Here is a 12,540-nt window from a genome sequence, read left to right as displayed (position 1 = left end):
AGGCGGCAGGCGCGATCGGGTAGACTCGGCGCGTCCATACGAACGCGCTGCGCCGAGCAACGCTGCCTTGCCGCGGCCCTCCTCCCACGCCCGAGACCGTGCCGAACACCGTCATGCCGGACACCACGCGCCCCGCTCGCCTGAACTTCGCGCTCATGTTGCCGCTGCTGCTGGCGGCCCAGCCGGTGGCGACCGACAGTTACCTGCCGGCACTGCCCGAAATCGCCGCGACGCTGGGCTCCGCCAGCGTCAGCCTCACGGTTTTCGCACTGATATTCGGTATCGGACAGTTGCCGATGGGCAGTCTTTCCGACCGATTCGGCCGTCGTCCCGTCTTGCTGACCGGCCTTGCGCTCTATGCGCTGAGTGCATTGGCGGCGGCGATCGCGTCGACCGCCGCGATGCTGGTGGCCGCGCGTGCGATGCAGGGCTTTGCCATGGCCGCGATCCTGGTATGCGCCCGTGCGACGGTGCGCGACCGGTATTCGGCGGGCGACGGCCCGTACGTGATGGCGCGCGGTTTCATGGGAATGGGAATGATGGCGTTCCTCGCCCCGCTTGTCGGTGCGTATGTCACGCAGCACGCCGGCTGGCGATGGGTACTCGCGGGGATGAGCCTGTATGCGTTCGGCTTGCTCGTCATGTGCTGGTACGGCTTCGAGGAAAGCGCCGCCAGAATCGCGCCGCGTAGGAACTCGACCGGGGACGTGCGCGAGATATTCGGCAATGCCCCGTTCAGGGTATGGACGCTGCTGGCCGCGTCGACGTACACCGGCATGTTCTGTTTTCTGCTGCTTTCTCCGACGATCTACATCCGGCAGTTCGGCATCTCGCCGCAGCGATACGGCTGGATCCCCGCGAGCGGGACGCTCGTCTATGTGCTGAGTACCTTTGGCTGCCGGCAGTTGCTGCGACGTCAAAGCATGCTGCGAACGGTACGCCAAGGGGCGACGTTGAGCCTCTCCGGTGCGGTGATCCAGGCATTGGGGTGCGCGCTGCTTCCCGGCAGCATCTGGCCGCTGCTCGTCGGGCATGGCGTGTATTGCCTCGGCCACGGGATCCATCAGCCGTGCGGGCAGGCAGGCGCGGTCAGCGGGCTGCCACATCTTGCCGGCCGCGCGGTCTCGTGGTCCGGCTTCATCATGATGTTCTTCGCTTTCAGCGTGGGGCAGACGGCGGCGGCTTTCACCGATCCGCGCTATCCGTCCGGCGCGTGGCCGATGGTGGTGCCGATGCTTGGCGTGGGCGTCACGCTGGTTACGATTGCGTTTGCGTGGTTGCCGAGAATGGGTGGCGCGAATTTGGGGGTGGCAGTCGTTCCCGCGCGGGCGGGGAATGGTCGGTGAGTTGCGGCGGGAAATCGGTGGGAGAAGGCGGTATGGGTTTTCAGCGCGTCGTCAGCTGTCGACCCATTGCGATCGGTCGTAAGATCACGGTCCCTTCGTCGCTTCTTGAAGTACTTCGGTCATCCGACGGCCGGTCTTTTGGTCGGGCATCGGCCAACACGGTCGACACCTCCGCAGAACCTTATCGGGCGTACGCCGACTTCCGAGTCATTGGATTTGAGGAAGCCGCGTCAGAGAGCGATCGCGCCGGAAGCTGCTTGTATTGCCAGCAATCTCGTCTTCGCTGCGCCCCCCATTGATGGGAATGCTTTCCCCAAAGACAAAATGAGGAACCGAACGCACACCGGCATTGGCCGACTTGAACGCTTCCGCTTCGACGCGATGGTGCCGTTCAGGATCAAGAGCGATGGCACGCGCCTGATCGCGGTTAAAACCGTAGTCGGCGGCAATGTCAGCCAGCGTCACGCAGCCTTCGCCAACAAGGCTTTGATAGCCGTTTCGGTGTGGGCGATTGCGGCCTTCGCCGCATCGGGGCCGAAAACCGTGCCTTCGACACGCACCACTTCAACGTCGGTCAGGCCGATGAAACCGAGCAGATGCAGCAAATAGCTGGTCTGGAAGTCGAACGGCGCCCAGGCACCTTCCGAGAACACGCCACCGGCAGCGGCAAGGAGATAGACTTTCTTGCCAGTCAGCAGTCCCTTCGGCCCAGTATCGCCGTAACTGAAGGTGACGCCCGGCCAGGTGACGTGATCGAACCACGCCTTTAGCTGCGAGGACAGACTGAAGTTGATCATGCCCGAACCGAGCACGATCACATCGGCGACCTTCAACTCATCGACCAACTCTTGCGCGACCTTCACCGCCTCGACCTGTTCCGGCGTGCGATCTTCGGGCGACGTGATCCGGCCCTGGATGTAGGCCGGTGCGATATGGGGCGGAGGATTCGCGGCAAGGTCACGCACGGTCAGCGGGCCGCCCGCGCGCGCCTGGATGCCCTCTGCGATTTCGGTGGCAAATCGGGTGGAAAGGCTGTCAGCCCCGCGCGGGCTGGACGTGACAAGTAGGGTGTGGCTCACGGCGGCTCCAAGGTATAAAAAGAGAACTAAGTAAGATATCGTTCCTTACTTACCAATTCATACAAAGGATGGTATGGTTCCTGCCGTTTTCCCACAAGAAGGCACACGCATGTCACTTAGTCACTCCGAACTACCTGCCGATATGCCTGCACCTGACGCTGGGGGCTGCCTGGCAACTCGTGAAATCCTGGATCGCATCGGCGACAAGTGGAGCCTCTACATTGTCGCCATGCTGGCCAATGGCTCGCGGCGCTTCAACGAATTGAAGCGCGGCATCGACGGCATTTCGCAGCGGATGCTGACACTGACCTTGCGCGGACTGGAACGCGACGGACTGGTAACCCGAACGATGTATCCAACGATTCCTCCTCGCGTCGATTACCAACTCACTGACATGGGAAGAACGCTGTTGAAGCCTGTCATGGCGTTGGTCAACTGGGCGAACGAGAATCAAGTCGCCATTGCCGAAGCGCATAAACGTTTTGACGAGGAGCCGGAGCCGGATCAGGTCTTGATTCAGGGCGTTGTCTACCAGCGTCGATAAACGGGTCCAGGCCGTGGCTTGTGCAAACACAGCGGCGAAATCCAAGTGCCGGCTCGCGTCGGGACCTGTCCCGACGCGGATCTTTCTTGGGGTGCGAAAGCGCTGCATTTTCCGATCTATCCAGCAGGTGAAGTTCCGGCGAAAATGTCATCCGATTGGCCTCCATCGGGCTGAGCCGCAGGAGACACCGGCGGATGCCCGAAATGCTGCGCAGTCCAGACTCCGGACGAGGCCGTTCGCCATAGTCATCAATGACGTCAATAGCGACATTTACACCCCCCCTTCGGCATGGAAGCCACTATCTGCCTGACCGGAAATCCGATGCATGGGCGGGCGTAGCGCAAGCACGCCACGCCCCGCCACCGCACTCAATCAGACCGCACGCGACACCAACTCGCCCAGCACCGTGTCCAGCGCGACATGGCCTCGCAAGATTTCGTCAGGACCGCTTTCGAAATCGATCCAGCCTTCGTTGAAGCCGTCCAGCATGCGCGTGCGCGGGCGCGGATGCTTCATGCCCTGCGCGCGAAACAACGCGTCCCACGTTCGCCTGTCGACGGCTTCCGCTCGCACGTCCCGGCCCAGAACGCGAGCGAAGGCCAGCGCGAGATCGTTGGGGCTCACCCGGCGCGGCCCCTCGAGCTCGACGACACGCACCCCGCTCCACGTCTGCCGAAGCAGTTCCGCCGCGACGCGGCCCACGTCCGCGGTGGCGACCATCGGCACGGGCTTGTCGAGCGGCTGCAGATAACTGGCGACGACGCCCCCGTCGCGCGCGGAGGCAACGTCCCACGCGGCGTTCTCGATGAACCAGCCGGGCCGCAGGAACGTCACCGGCATCGGCATCTCGCGCAGCGCCTGCTCCATCAGCGTGAGTTGCGTGAGCAGATTGGTCTCGTCGGCCTGCGCGCCGATCGTCGACAGGCAAACGACCTTTTCGGGGCGCGCCTTCAGCAGCGCGGCGGATACGGCTTCGATCACCTTCCGCGCTTCGGGAAACCCGGGCGCCGGATCGAACACCGGCGGCAGCAGGATGAACACGCCCGTCGCGCCGGTGAATGCGGCGGCGAGCGACGAAGGATCTTCCATGAACGCGGTCGCGACCTCGCACCCGCGCGCCGCCCATGCCGCTGCCCGCGTCGTGTCGCGTACGACCGCGCGCACCGCGTCGCCCGAGGCCAGCAGTTCGCGCGCCAGTGCGCCACCGACCTGACCGGTGATTCCAGTGATTGCATACATTGCTCGTTCTCCATGTGCGAATACGTGGGTCGCATTCTGGACAAACGCCGACCAAAACAAAATGACATGGATGGCATCAGATAAGTGACAACATGTCATCAATTCGGCATGATCGACACCGACGCCCGGCATGGCTACGCTGTGCGGCGTTGGCGTGTCGGCCTTCAGTGGGTCGCGCGCGATCGGCCAACCGTACTCAGTCGAACAATCATGAGATCCAGTAGCGAGAAACTGTCCGGCAGCATCAGCGTGTTCGCTGCCGTGGTCGATGCGGGGACGTTTTCGGCCGCCGCCGACGTAATCGGCATGACGCCGCCGGGCGTCAGTCGGGCGATTGCGCGGCTGGAGAGAAGGCTGAACATCCGGCTTTTCAACCGAACGACGCGGTCGGTGTCGCTGACCGAAGAGGGCCGCCGCTTTTACGAGCAGGTCATGCCCCATCTCGCCGGGCTGGAGGAAGCCGCGGCAGCGGCGGCGGGCAGCGTCTCCGCGGTGCGCGGAAGGCTGCGAATCAATCTGGATCCGGTCGTCTACCGGGCCATTCTCGGGCCACGGCTCGATGCGTTCATGGACGCGCATCCCGAGCTCGAAATCGAGCTCATCGCGCGAGACAGCCTGGGCGACCTCGTCATGGACGGCTTCGACCTCGCCGTGCGATTCGGCGAACCGCGGCCATCCAGCCTGATCGCGAGAAAGCTGCTCGATACCGGCGTCGTGACGGTCGCGGCGCCCTCGTACATCGCGCGTCGCGGACGGCCGGCCAAACCCCAGGACCTCGAAAACCGCAGCCACCGCTGCCTGGAATTCCGCAATCCGGAGACAGGCAGGCCGTTCGCGTGGGAATTCCATCGCCGGCGCAAACGCATCGTGGTCGACACCCGCGGACGCCTGACGGTCAACGATCCCGGCGCGCTGCTCAACGCATGCCTCGCCGGTTCCGGCATTGCGCAGATGTTGCTGCTCGGCGCCGAGCCGCTGATCGCCGACGGCCGGTTGATCAATCTTTTTCCCGAATGGGCCGACGAGCGGTACCCGTTATACGCGTACTACCCATCCCGGCATCACGTGCCGGCGAAGACTCGCGCGTTCCTGGATTTCATGGTCGAACTGACGGGCGTGCACGGCGGCGTCGGCGCCCGTTAGTGCTGTTCCGGCGAAACCCGTTAGCGAGCTTCGACAGGGTGCCGGCAGGTATCCGGCAATTGAATGCGCCGGGGGCGTCGATATCGTGATTGCTTACCTCGATAAAGACGATCGACGCGACCGCCTGCACCCGGTCGCGTCGATCAGTCCCGCTCAAATCTGCTGCTGACCGCCATCGACGAACAATTCGATGCCGTTCACGAAGCTCGCGTCGTCCGACGCCAGGAACAGCGCGGCGCTCGCGATCTCGCCCGGCTCGCCGAGGCGCCCCATCGGGATCTGGGCCGCCAGATAATCGGCAAGCCCCTGCCGCTGAGCCGCATCGTCACCGGCGAGATCCAGCAGGCCGGGCGTGCGGGTCGCGCCCGGGCTGATCGTGTTCACGCGGATGCGGCGGTCCTTGAGGTCGAGAATCCAGCTGCGCGCGAACGCACGCACGGCCGCCTTCGACGCCGAGTACACGCTGAACGCAGCGGTGCCCGCGCTACCCGCCGTCGAGCCGGTCAGAATCACCGATGCGCCATCGGCGAGCAGCGGCAGCGCCTTCTGCACGGTGAACAGCACGGCCTTCACGTTGCGATCGAAGGTTTCGTCGTAGTGCGCTTCGGTGATGCTGCCCAGCGGCAGCATCGAACCGCCGCCGGCGTTCACGAACAGCACGTCCAGGCGCCCCTGTTCTTCCTTGATTTGCGCATACAGCGCGTCGAGTTCATCGAGCTTCGTGGAATCGGAACGCACGCCGGTCGCGTTGCCGCCGGCTGCGCGAATCCCTTCCACGGCGGCATCGAGCTCGGCCTGCCGGCGGCCCGTGAGATAGACGTGCGCACCATCAGCCGCGAAGCGTTGGGCGGTGGCCAGGCCGATGCCGCTGGTTGCGCCGGTGACGAGTGCGATCTTGTTGTCGAGTTTGCGTGCCATGGTATTGCTCCTTTCGTTCGATCAATGTGTTTCGGTTGGGTGTGACGTGCTGCGATGTGAAGAGAATATCGACGGCCCAATCTTTTCGAAATAGAATCAATCGCAAACAAACGTTGCATAAATGCAAAGATGAGGAGAAATGGCGCAGCTACCTGATTTCGAAGGGCTCGCGATGTTCGCGAAGGTGGCGGAGCACGGATCGTTCGCCGCCGCGGCGCGCGCGACCGGCGTGTCGGTCGCCACTGTCTCGCGCGGTGTGGCGCGTCTGGAGGACCGGCTCGGCGCGCGGCTGTTCAACCGCACGTCGCGCCAGCTGTCGCTGACCGAGTTCGGCCGGACGATCAGCGAGCAAGCCGGCGAGATCTATCGCCAGGCGGAGGAGGCGGAAAGCTCGGCGCGCGAAATGTCGGTGCAGCCGCGCGGACTGGTGCGTCTGGCCGTGCCGATGTCGTTCGGGCTGCGCTGGGTCGCGCCGCTGCTGCCGGGCTTCTTTCGCGCGTATCCGGCGGTATCGATCGACTTGCATTTATCGGATGCGTCGGTCGATCTGATTGCCGATGGATTCGACGCCGCGTTGCGCATCGCCGCGCTGCCGGATTCGTCGCTGGTCGCGCGTCGGCTGTGCGCGGTCACGCAATTCGTGGTGGCGTCGCCGGAATATTTGCGGCGCGAAGGGCGACCCACGCATCCGAGCGAGCTGGCGGATCGCCCGTGCCTGTCGTACGCGTATCGCGCGCGCAGTGCCGTATGGCGCTTCACGAACGACGCGGGCGACGAGGAATCGGTGATGCCGACGGGCCCGCTACGCGTGACCAACGCCGATGCGCTGTTGCCGACGCTGCTCGATGGTCTTGCTATCGCCGAGTTGCCGGAGTTCATTGCGTACGAGTATCTGGCCGATGGCCGTCTCGAAGCGATCCTCACCGACTGGTCGCTGACGAAGGGCGGTCTTTATTTCGTTACGCCGTCGGCACGGGCGCGACCGGCCAAGGTGACGGCATTGTCCGACTACTTCGCCGAACATCTCGGCAATCCCGTGTGGCGATGGCCAAAGTGACGTTCGGTGGGTGGTTGAGTCAAGCCCCGCCTGCCCCATGACCGCGCCGGCGCCTGATGCCCTTGCCTCGCTCCATCAAGGCCGCTGCCACCCGAAAGCGGCCGCACGTTACACCGGCCTCGCTTTTCCCGCCTTTTGCGACGGGCAACCGCCAAGGAGCTCAACCAGCCGCGTCTCGCATCCGGAAAACGCGTACCCGCGCCGCTGCGAAATCATGAACGTCAGCGGACGCATGTGCCACGCACGCCGCTGGAGCTCGACCAGCGTTCCGTTCGCGAGGTCGGCCTCGACCATATGGCGCGGCATGTGCCCCCAGCACAAATTCCCTCTGAGCAGGTCGTGCTTCGCGCCGAGATCGTTCACCCACCACTGGCGTTCACCGGCGACCCCTTGCTGGGTCTTTTCCGCATCGGGCTGATTGTCGGTGACGACGAGCTGGATGTGCCGGCCGAACTCCTCCCGCGGAATCGGCGTCGCCAATGCGGCCAGCGGATGCGCGGGCCCACATACGGTCACCATTTGCGTATCGAGCAAATGATGCCGTTCGATGGTGCCCGGGCTCAGCTCGGGCACGTCGGTGATCGTCACCGCCAATGCGCACGTGCCCTGGAGAACCAGGCGCTCGCCGCCCTGCATGGTCGTCATGCGCAGATCGAGGGCAACCGTTGGAAATTCCGCCTGAAGCGTGCGCAGGCATTCGATCAAATGCGCACGCGGAAAGTAGGTGTCGATCGAGATCGACACCTGCGGGACGCCGGTTTCGGCAATCGCAACCGCACGCATCTTCATTTCCTCGGTGCGTGAGATGACCCCGCGCGCATCGGGCAACAGGCTGCGGCCGGCGGCCGTGAGCGTCGCCTTGCGCGTATTGCGCTCGAACAGCACCACATCGAATGCGCTCTCGAGCGCGTTGATCGCATGACTGATCGCTGATTGCGCGCGCCTCAGTTCCCGTGCTGCGCCGGAAAAGCTCCCTTGGTCGCACACGGCGACGAACGCCCGAAGCTGATTGATGGTGACGTTGTCCAGCATATATCTATCTAAAAAGTAGATGGCACTTATAGATATTCAGTCAATTGGCTTCATGAATCAAGCACGCCAGAATCGAGTTTCTCGCTTTTGTTTCGAAGGACGCACGATATGAACAGACTGAATGGCAAGACCGCCGTGATCACCGGCGGCGCAACCGGCATCGGCCGCGCCGCGGCAAAGCGCTTCATCGACGAAGGCGCTGTCGTCTTTCTCTTCGGCCGCCGGCAGGACGCGCTCGACGCGGCGGTGGCCGACCTGGGGCCCCATGCCCGCGCGGTGAAAGGCTCGGTCTCCGAGCCGGCCGACCTCGACCGGCTCTACGCGGCGGTGAAGGCGGAGCGCGGCACCCTCGACATCGTCTTCGCCAATGCGGGGACGGGAAGCCCGCTTCCCCTCGGCCAGATCACCGCCGCGCACATCGACGACACGTTCGACACCAATGTGAAGGGGACGATCTTCACGGTCCAGAAAGCGCTGCCGCTGATGGGCGCGGGCGGGTCGATCATCCTGACCGGCTCGAGCGCCGGCACCACGGGCGCGCCCGGCTTCACCGCCTACAGCGCGAGCAAGGCCGCGGTGCGCAACCTCGCCCGGACCTGGGCCGAGGACCTGAAGGGTTCCGGCATCCGGGTCAACGTGTTGTCGCCCGGCGCCACCGCGACCGAGCTCGCCAAGGAAGCGCTGGGCGAAGCAGGCCAGAAGGCCTACGGCGCGCTGACGCCGCTCCAGCGCATGGCCGACCCGGCAGAGATCGGCGCGGTGGCCGCCTTTCTTGCGTCGTCGGACAGCAGCTTCATGACCGCCAGCGAGGTCGCCGTCGACGGCGGCCTGGCACAACTCTGAGGAGAACGACCCAATGACTCAATCGCTAAAAGGCAAGACCGCGCTCGTGACCGGCGCGTCACGCGGCATTGGCCGCGCGATCGCCGAACGTCTTGCCAGGGACGGCGCGACCGTCGCACTGACCTACAACGCCAGCAAATCCGGCGCGGACGAGGCGATCGCTGCGATCGAGAAAGCGGGCGGCACCGCGTTTGCGATCCATGCGGATCTCGTCGACCCGGCGAGCGTCCCGGCGTTGTTCGAAACACTCGACGACGAGCTCCCCCGGCGCAACGGCAGCAAGACCCTCGACATTCTGGTCAACAACGCCGGCAATTCCGGCTGGCTCGGCTTCAAGGATGCGACGCCGGAAAGCTGGGACACCCTGATGGCGGTCTATGCCCGCGCGCCCTTCTTCATCATCCAGGCCGCGCTGGATCGCCTCGCCGATGGCGGATGCATCGTCAACATTTCATCCGCGGCCGCCACGAAGCCCGTCACGGCGGCGCCCGTCTACTCGATGGCGAAAGCGGCGATCAACACGCTGACCCAGACGCTCGCCATCGAGCTGGGGCCGCGCGGCATCACCGCGAACGCCGTCGCGCCGGGCTTCACGCGAACGGATGCGAACGCCGCCTTTCGCGAGAATCCCGACCTCGTCAAGGCAGCGGAGGCGCAAATCGCACTGGGCCGATTCGGCGAGCCTTCGGAAATCGCCGCCGTCGTCGCGTTTCTGGCTTCGGATGACGGTCGTTGGGTGACCGGACAGACGATCGAGGCGAGCGGCGGTTACAAGCTCTGAGCACACTGGAAAACGAAGGAGAAACCCATGCGTTACGCCATCATCGGCTTCGGCAAGATCGGCCACGCGCTTGCCAACGCGTTCGCCCGCCACGGCATCGAAGTGGCCGTTGCAACCACGCGTGATCCGCAAAGCTTCGCGGCCGATGCGGCCGCGATCGGACCTGCGATCGTCCCCACGACCCTGGCGGAAGCCGTCAAGGCCGACGTCATCTTTCTGGCGGTTCGTTTCGAGTCGCATCCGGCGGTCGCGAAATCGCTGGCCGACTGGACCGGGAAGACCATCATCGACGCGATGAACACGCAGGCCCCGCTGGACGAACTGGACGGCCTCCCTTCCTCGGCCTTCGTCGCGAAAGCATTCGCCGGCGCCAGGCTGGTGAAAGGCTTCAACCATCTGGTCGCTGGCGTCCTGGGCCAGGACCCGGCCGTCCACGGCGGCAGGCGAGTCGTGTTTCTGGCGAGCGACGATGACGAGGCCGCGGCGGAAGTGGGTGCGCTCGCGGAACAACTCGGTTTCGCGCCGATCCAGCTTGGCGGGCTGTCGGAAGGGGGCTGGCTGGTGCACGCGCGCGGAAAGAACTGGGGGCGCCTGATCTTCAAGGATCTGGTCAGGTTCGACTGATCGACGTCGGCTTTCAGCCACTTCACCGAGTCGAATGGACGGTTGCCGTTCGCTGCCGAGCAGCGACCTATCCTGCCTGCGAGACGGCCGGATCGATCTCGCGCGCCGTCAGCCCGAACCTCGCCATGCGAGCGCGATGGTCGGGCGAGCCGAGATAGCGACGAAGTTGCCGATCAAACGCGTCGAGAAGACCGCGGTTTTCCCGGCTGAACGAAAACGCGCCGAGCGGCGGCGTCCGCTGTCTGCCGTCGACATCCGGCTCGTGCGCGACGGCCTCGATCAGCGCGCTGCCTATCCGGCCCGCCACGATTCGATTCCCCAACGCGGTGCTCGCATAGGCGTCGATCACGCCGGAGAGCACGGCCGCGATCGCGTCGGCCTGCTGCTCGAAGACGACGATTTGCCGCCGGCTCACGCCCGACGCCATCGCGGAATCGTGCTGGACCTGCCCGGCAATGATGCCGAGGCGCGCATCGGGACGTTGGGCGATCGACGCATAACTCGTGAGCGCCTTCGGGTTGCCGGGCCGAACCAGAAAACCGTCTTCGATGCCCCACACCGGTGCGCTGAACGCAACGGTATCGGCCCGCTGCGGCGTCACGAAGAGCGGCACGTTCATGTCCCAGTGACCTGATGCGACGCCGGGCAGCAATTCGCTGAACGTCGTCGCGCAATACTCGATCCGGGTGATGCCAATCTGCCGGAGGATCATCGCCGCGAGTTCGAGATCGGCGCCGGTAGCGGTGCCCTCCGCTTCGGTCCAGCCGAATGGCGGTTCTTCGATGTACGCAATGCTCACCTTCATCGCTTTCTCTCGCAAGCCGAAGAATCGATCAGGAATTCATCAGCTTACCGTGGGAAGTCGACGTTCACTAAGCGTGGACAAAATTAATCCGGGTGTAAGCCAGTCGACGTCATCATTTGGGTGCAAGCGTCAGTGAAGTCGTCAATTTGAGCCTCGATATCCGGCACGAGACATGGATCGACGCGTGACGGCATGAATTGGCTCCGCGCTATTCGACGTTATCCGCAACATCCGTCATCCGGATCATGTGCGGCTTGATGCCGTCGTCTTCCGCCGTCGGGGCTTCCTTCGGATGAATCAGCGCTTCGAGCCGCGCCTTCGTCGCGATGAACGCGGGCGTATTGACCTGCGAATAATCGCGCGGCCGCGGCACCGGCACCTCGATCAGCTCCTGCACCCCGCCCGGATTCGCCTTCAGCACCAGGATCCGGTCAGCCAGAAAAATCGCCTCGTCGAGGTCGTGCGTGATGAACAGGATCGTCACGTCGATGTTGCGCCAGATGTCGAGCAGGTGCGTCTGCATCCTCGCACGCGTCTGTGCGTCCAGCGCGCCGAACGGTTCGTCCATCAGCAGGATGCGCGGACGGTTCGCGAGCGCGCGCGCAATCGCCACGCGCTGCTTCATGCCGCCCGACAGCTGGTGCGGATACACGTCGGCGAAACGCGTCAGCCCGACGAGATCGAGCCACTGCAACGCCTCGCGCTCGGCCACGCCGCTGCTGCTGCCGTTCATTCGCAGACCGAACATCACGTTCTTCTTCACCGTGAGCCACGGAAACAGCGTGTATCCCTGGAACACCATCCCGCGATCGGCGCCCGGCCCGTCGACCGGTTTGCCGTCCAGCAGCACCTCGCCGCTCGTCTGCGCGTCGAGCCCGGCGAGGATACGGATCAACGTCGACTTGCCGCAGCCGGACGGACCAATCACGCACACGAACTCGCGCCGGTGCGTACGGAAACTGATGTCGTCGAGCGCGACGCAGTCGCCCTGCGGCGTCGCGAAACGCTTGCCGACGTGTCGTACGTCGAGTATCACGTCGCGGGCCTTCAGCCGCGCGAAGCGCTCGCGCACCGCGTCGGATTGGACCAGGTAATCGGGAACGGCTTGCGGATTCTGCATGATGCCCTC

14 protein-coding genes are annotated in these 12,540 nt (G+C 64.5%); 7 read left to right on the top strand and 7 right to left on the bottom strand.

The window, feature by feature from the left end; genetic code table 11:
* The first annotated feature begins 113 nt into the window (after window positions 1-113).
* The gene (locus J8I35_RS01395) at window positions 114-1,346 is read left to right on the top strand and encodes an MFS transporter (RefSeq protein WP_050015386.1); all 1,233 of its coding nucleotides are present in this window, start codon (window positions 114-116) and stop codon (window positions 1,344-1,346) included.
* Window positions 1,347-1,553: 207 nt separating this feature from the next.
* On the opposite strand, the gene J8I35_RS01390 is transcribed toward J8I35_RS01395, so the two are convergent.
* Both J8I35_RS01390 and J8I35_RS01385 read right to left on the bottom strand, forming a co-directional pair.
* The gene (locus J8I35_RS01390) at window positions 1,554-1,811 is read right to left on the bottom strand and encodes a hypothetical protein (protein WP_209924266.1); all 258 of its coding nucleotides are present in this window, start codon (window positions 1,809-1,811) and stop codon (window positions 1,554-1,556) included.
* Entirely contained in the window at window positions 1,808-2,425 is a 618-nt protein-coding gene (locus J8I35_RS01385) for an NAD(P)H-dependent oxidoreductase (protein WP_176015903.1), read from the bottom strand. Before J8I35_RS01385 ends, J8I35_RS01390 begins: the two co-directional genes overlap by 4 nt.
* Before the next feature lie 109 nt (window positions 2,426-2,534).
* Here J8I35_RS01385 and J8I35_RS01380 point away from each other — a divergent pair, with 109 nt between their 5' ends.
* A complete protein-coding gene (locus tag J8I35_RS01380; RefSeq protein WP_050015389.1) occupies window positions 2,535-2,969 on the top strand; it encodes a helix-turn-helix domain-containing protein in 435 nt (144 codons plus the stop codon).
* Window positions 2,970-3,341: 372 nt separating this feature from the next.
* Here the strand turns inward: J8I35_RS01380 and J8I35_RS01375 are convergent, their stop codons facing one another.
* The gene (locus J8I35_RS01375; RefSeq protein ID WP_209924487.1) at window positions 3,342-4,208 is read right to left on the bottom strand and encodes an NmrA family NAD(P)-binding protein; all 867 of its coding nucleotides are present in this window, start codon (window positions 4,206-4,208) and stop codon (window positions 3,342-3,344) included.
* 210 nt (window positions 4,209-4,418) lie between these two features.
* Between J8I35_RS01375 and J8I35_RS01370 the strand changes: the two genes are divergently transcribed.
* Complete coding sequence (locus J8I35_RS01370) at window positions 4,419-5,351, top strand: LysR family transcriptional regulator (RefSeq protein ID WP_089490056.1); 933 nt, start codon at window positions 4,419-4,421, stop codon at window positions 5,349-5,351.
* Between the two features lie 153 nt (window positions 5,352-5,504).
* Here J8I35_RS01370 and J8I35_RS01365 read toward each other — a convergent pair whose 3' ends face one another.
* Window positions 5,505-6,269, bottom strand: a complete 765-nt coding sequence (locus J8I35_RS01365; protein ID WP_089490057.1) for an SDR family oxidoreductase — start codon at window positions 6,267-6,269, stop codon at window positions 5,505-5,507.
* A gap of 139 nt (window positions 6,270-6,408) precedes the next feature.
* Here J8I35_RS01365 and J8I35_RS01360 point away from each other — a divergent pair, with 139 nt between their 5' ends.
* Window positions 6,409-7,326: a LysR family transcriptional regulator gene (locus J8I35_RS01360; RefSeq protein WP_089490058.1), complete on the top strand. Its 918-nt coding sequence runs from the start codon at window positions 6,409-6,411 to the stop codon at window positions 7,324-7,326.
* Between the two features lie 108 nt (window positions 7,327-7,434).
* On the opposite strand, the gene J8I35_RS01355 is transcribed toward J8I35_RS01360, so the two are convergent.
* Window positions 7,435-8,358, bottom strand: a complete 924-nt coding sequence (locus tag J8I35_RS01355; RefSeq protein ID WP_209924265.1) for a LysR family transcriptional regulator — start codon at window positions 8,356-8,358, stop codon at window positions 7,435-7,437.
* A gap of 108 nt (window positions 8,359-8,466) precedes the next feature.
* Between J8I35_RS01355 and J8I35_RS01350 the strand changes: the two genes are divergently transcribed.
* Genes J8I35_RS01350 through J8I35_RS01340 form a run of 3 tightly spaced genes read left to right on the top strand, consistent with a single transcriptional unit; the run spans window position 8,467 to window position 10,606 of the window.
* On the top strand, window positions 8,467-9,201 hold the full coding sequence (locus J8I35_RS01350) for an SDR family oxidoreductase (protein ID WP_209924264.1): 735 nt from the start codon (window positions 8,467-8,469) through the stop codon (window positions 9,199-9,201).
* 13 nt (window positions 9,202-9,214) lie between these two features.
* The gene (locus J8I35_RS01345) at window positions 9,215-9,982 is read left to right on the top strand and encodes an SDR family oxidoreductase (protein ID WP_209924263.1); all 768 of its coding nucleotides are present in this window, start codon (window positions 9,215-9,217) and stop codon (window positions 9,980-9,982) included.
* A 27-nt stretch (window positions 9,983-10,009) separates the two neighbouring features.
* Window positions 10,010-10,606 (top strand): NADPH-dependent F420 reductase, encoded by a 597-nt coding sequence (locus J8I35_RS01340; RefSeq protein WP_209924262.1) that lies wholly within the window; start codon window positions 10,010-10,012, stop codon window positions 10,604-10,606.
* Window positions 10,607-10,673: 67 nt separating this feature from the next.
* Here the strand turns inward: J8I35_RS01340 and J8I35_RS01335 are convergent, their stop codons facing one another.
* Together J8I35_RS01335 and J8I35_RS01330 are read right to left on the bottom strand one after the other, a co-directional pair.
* Complete coding sequence (locus J8I35_RS01335; protein WP_209924261.1) at window positions 10,674-11,411, bottom strand: transporter substrate-binding domain-containing protein; 738 nt, start codon at window positions 11,409-11,411, stop codon at window positions 10,674-10,676.
* Between the two features lie 208 nt (window positions 11,412-11,619).
* The gene (locus tag J8I35_RS01330) at window positions 11,620-12,531 is read right to left on the bottom strand and encodes an ABC transporter ATP-binding protein (protein WP_209924260.1); all 912 of its coding nucleotides are present in this window, start codon (window positions 12,529-12,531) and stop codon (window positions 11,620-11,622) included.
* Window positions 12,532-12,540 lie beyond the last annotated feature (9 nt).

The organism is Burkholderia sp. CpTa8-5, from assembly GCF_017815045.1.
Classification (GTDB): Bacteria; Pseudomonadota; Gammaproteobacteria; order Burkholderiales; family Burkholderiaceae; genus Burkholderia; species Burkholderia sola.
Note: the sequence above shows the minus strand (reverse complement) of the source record. Positions and strands in the feature narration are given on the sequence as shown.

Excerpts from the sequence above, each read along its gene's own strand:
- J8I35_RS01395 (WP_050015386.1), top strand. The coding sequence starts at position 114 with ATGCCGGACACCACGCGCCCCGCTCGCCTGAACTTCGCGCTCATGTTG.
- J8I35_RS01380 (WP_050015389.1), top strand. The coding sequence starts at position 2,535 with ATGTCACTTAGTCACTCCGAACTACCTGCCGATATGCCTGCACCTGAC.
- J8I35_RS01375 (WP_209924487.1), bottom strand. The coding sequence starts at position 4,208 with ATGTATGCAATCACTGGAATCACCGGTCAGGTCGGTGGCGCACTGGCG.
- J8I35_RS01370 (WP_089490056.1), top strand. The coding sequence starts at position 4,419 with ATGAGATCCAGTAGCGAGAAACTGTCCGGCAGCATCAGCGTGTTCGCT.
- J8I35_RS01365 (WP_089490057.1), bottom strand. The coding sequence starts at position 6,269 with ATGGCACGCAAACTCGACAACAAGATCGCACTCGTCACCGGCGCAACC.
- J8I35_RS01360 (WP_089490058.1), top strand. The coding sequence starts at position 6,409 with ATGGCGCAGCTACCTGATTTCGAAGGGCTCGCGATGTTCGCGAAGGTG.
- J8I35_RS01355 (WP_209924265.1), bottom strand. The coding sequence starts at position 8,358 with ATGCTGGACAACGTCACCATCAATCAGCTTCGGGCGTTCGTCGCCGTG.
- J8I35_RS01350 (WP_209924264.1), top strand. The coding sequence starts at position 8,467 with ATGAACAGACTGAATGGCAAGACCGCCGTGATCACCGGCGGCGCAACC.
- J8I35_RS01345 (WP_209924263.1), top strand. The coding sequence starts at position 9,215 with ATGACTCAATCGCTAAAAGGCAAGACCGCGCTCGTGACCGGCGCGTCA.
- J8I35_RS01340 (WP_209924262.1), top strand. The coding sequence starts at position 10,010 with ATGCGTTACGCCATCATCGGCTTCGGCAAGATCGGCCACGCGCTTGCC.
- J8I35_RS01335 (WP_209924261.1), bottom strand. The coding sequence starts at position 11,411 with ATGAAGGTGAGCATTGCGTACATCGAAGAACCGCCATTCGGCTGGACC.
- J8I35_RS01330 (WP_209924260.1), bottom strand. The coding sequence starts at position 12,531 with ATGCAGAATCCGCAAGCCGTTCCCGATTACCTGGTCCAATCCGACGCG.